Here is a 2,307-nt window from a genome sequence, read left to right as displayed (position 1 = left end):
GGGTTCGCGCCCGGTGGGGGTGGACCCGGTGGGGTCAGGACGCCAGGGCCTTCTTGACCTGCAGCAGGCTCGGGTTGGTCATCACGACCCGCTCGCCGCCGCCCACCGGCGTCACCAGCACCGTCGGGACGGTCTGGTTCCCGTTGTTCACCGACTCGACGAAGGACGCCGACGCCGGGTCCTCCTCGATGTTGATCTCGGTGTAGCCGATGCCTTCACGGTCCAGCTGGCTCTTGAGTCGGTTGCAGTACCCACACCAGGTCGTGCTGTACATCGTCACGGTGCCGGACATCGAGGGGGCTCCTTCGAAAGAGGGGGGCGTACGGTCTCCGGCAGGAACGTCCACCGGGCGGCGGACATTCCGGAGCGCCGTCGACCGTCGCGCGGAGTGATCATCCTGCGATCGCACCGGGCCTGTGGACAACCCCGTCCGCGATGTCCCCCCGGGCTGAGAGGATGGAACGCATGCAGGAAGACCTCTTGAGCGGCAGCCCCTACGACGGCCCCCACGGCTCCCCCTGGGCCGACCCCGGTGCCGACACGGGCCCGGACGCGGTGCTCGCCGGGCTCGACCCCGAGCAGCGCGCCGTCGCCACCGCCCTGCACGGTCCCGTCTGCGTCCTGGCCGGCGCCGGCACCGGCAAGACCCGCGCCATCACCCACCGGATCGCCTACGGCGTGCGCAGCGGCGTCTACCACCCCCAGCAGGTCCTCGCCGTCACCTTCACCGCCCGCGCCGCCGGCGAGATGCGCGGCCGGCTGCGCCAGCTCGGCGCCGACGGCGTCCAGGCCCGCACCTTCCACGCCGCCGCGCTGCGCCAGCTCCAGTACTTCTGGCCGCGCGCCGTCGGCGGCCCCGTCCCCCAGCTCCTGGAACGCAAGGTCCAGCTCGTCGCCGAGGCCGCCGGCCGCTGCGGGCTGCGCGTCCAGCGCACCGAACTGCGCGACCTCACCGCCGAGATCGAATGGGCCAAGGTCACCCAGATCGCCCCCGAGGACTACCCCGCGGCCGTCGCCAAGTCCGGCCGCGAGGCCCCCCGCGACCCGGCCGAGACCGCCCAGGTCTACCGCGTCTACGAGGAGGCCAAGAGCCGCCGCGGCAGCATGGACTTCGAGGACGTCCTGCTGCTCACCGCCGCCATCCTGGAGGACCGCCCGGACATCGCCGACCAGGTCCGCTCCCAGTACCGGCACTTCACCGTCGACGAGTACCAGGACGTCTCCCCGCTCCAGCAGCGCCTGCTCGACCGGTGGACCGGCCCCGACGGCGGCGCCAGCCTCTGCGTCGTCGGCGACGCCAGCCAGACCATCTACTCCTTCACCGGCGCCACCCCCGACTACCTGCTCAACTTCCGCACCCGGCACCCCGAGGCGACGGTGGTCAAGCTGGTCCGCGACTACCGCTCCACCCCCCAGGTCGTCCACCTCGCCAACGGACTGCTCGCCCAGGCGCGCGGCGAGGCCGCCCGGCACCGCCTGGAGCTCGTCTCCCAGCGCGAGGCCGGCCCCGAGCCGGTCTACACCGAGTACGAGGACGAGCCCACCGAGGCCGAGACCACCGGCCGCCGGATCAAGGACCTGCTCGCCGCCGGGGTGCGCGCCAGCGAGATCGCCGTGCTGTTCCGCACCAACGGCCAGTCCGAGGTCTACGAGCAGGCCCTCGCCGACCTCGGCGTGCCCTACCAGCTCAAGGGCGCGGAACGGTTCTTCGAGCGCCCCGAGGTCCGGGACGCCGGCGTGCTGCTGCGCGGCGCCGCCCGGGCCGCCTCCGACCCGCTCACCGACGACGCCCCCGACCTGGCCGGCCAGGTCCGCGCGGTCCTGGCCACCCGCGGCTTCACCGCCGACCCCCCGGCCGGCTCCGGCGCCGTCCGGGACCGCTGGGAGTCGCTGGCCGCCCTGGTCCGGCTGGCCGAGGAGTTCGAGCGCACCCGCACCGCGGCCGGCCAGACCACCGACCTCGCCGCCTACGTCGCCGAGCTGGACGCCCGGGCCGCGGCCCAGCACGCCCCGGCCGTCGAGGGCGTCACGCTCGCCTCGCTGCACGCCGCCAAGGGCCTCGAATGGGACGCTGTCTTCCTCGTCGGCCTCACCGAGGGCACCCTGCCGATCATCTACGCCAAGACCGACGAGCAGGTCGAGGAGGAACGCCGCCTCCTCTACGTCGGCGTCACCCGGGCCCGCAAGCACCTCAGCCTCTCCTGGGCGCTCTCCCGCTCCCCGGGCGGCCGGGCCAGCCGCAAGCCGACCCGCTTCCTGGACGGGCTGCGCCCCGGCTCCGCCGCCCCGGGCGCGCGCACCGGCGCG

At 74.3% G+C, this 2,307-nt stretch carries 2 protein-coding genes; one reads left to right on the top strand and one right to left on the bottom strand.

What is annotated here, in order from left to right:
- Nucleotides 1-34: 34 nt before the first annotated feature.
- The gene (locus tag AE652_RS39765; protein WP_049660517.1) at nt 35-292 is read right to left on the bottom strand and encodes a mycoredoxin; all 258 of its coding nucleotides are present in this window, start codon (nt 290-292) and stop codon (nt 35-37) included.
- Nucleotides 293-456: 164 nt separating this feature from the next.
- Here AE652_RS39765 and AE652_RS39760 point away from each other — a divergent pair.
- Nucleotides 457-2,307: ATP-dependent helicase (locus AE652_RS39760; protein ID WP_107086658.1), on the top strand; the 1,851-nt coding region annotated here is incomplete at its 3' end.

This window comes from Kitasatospora sp. MY 5-36 (assembly GCF_001182915.1).
In the GTDB taxonomy this organism is placed as follows: Bacteria; Actinomycetota; Actinomycetes; order Streptomycetales; family Streptomycetaceae; genus Kitasatospora.
Note: the sequence above shows the minus strand (reverse complement) of the source record. Positions and strands in the feature narration are given on the sequence as shown.

Bases quoted from the DNA above. Each gene is read 5' to 3' on its own strand.
- AE652_RS39765 (WP_049660517.1), bottom strand. From the start codon at position 292: ATGTCCGGCACCGTGACGATGTACAGCACGACCTGGTGTGGGTACTGC.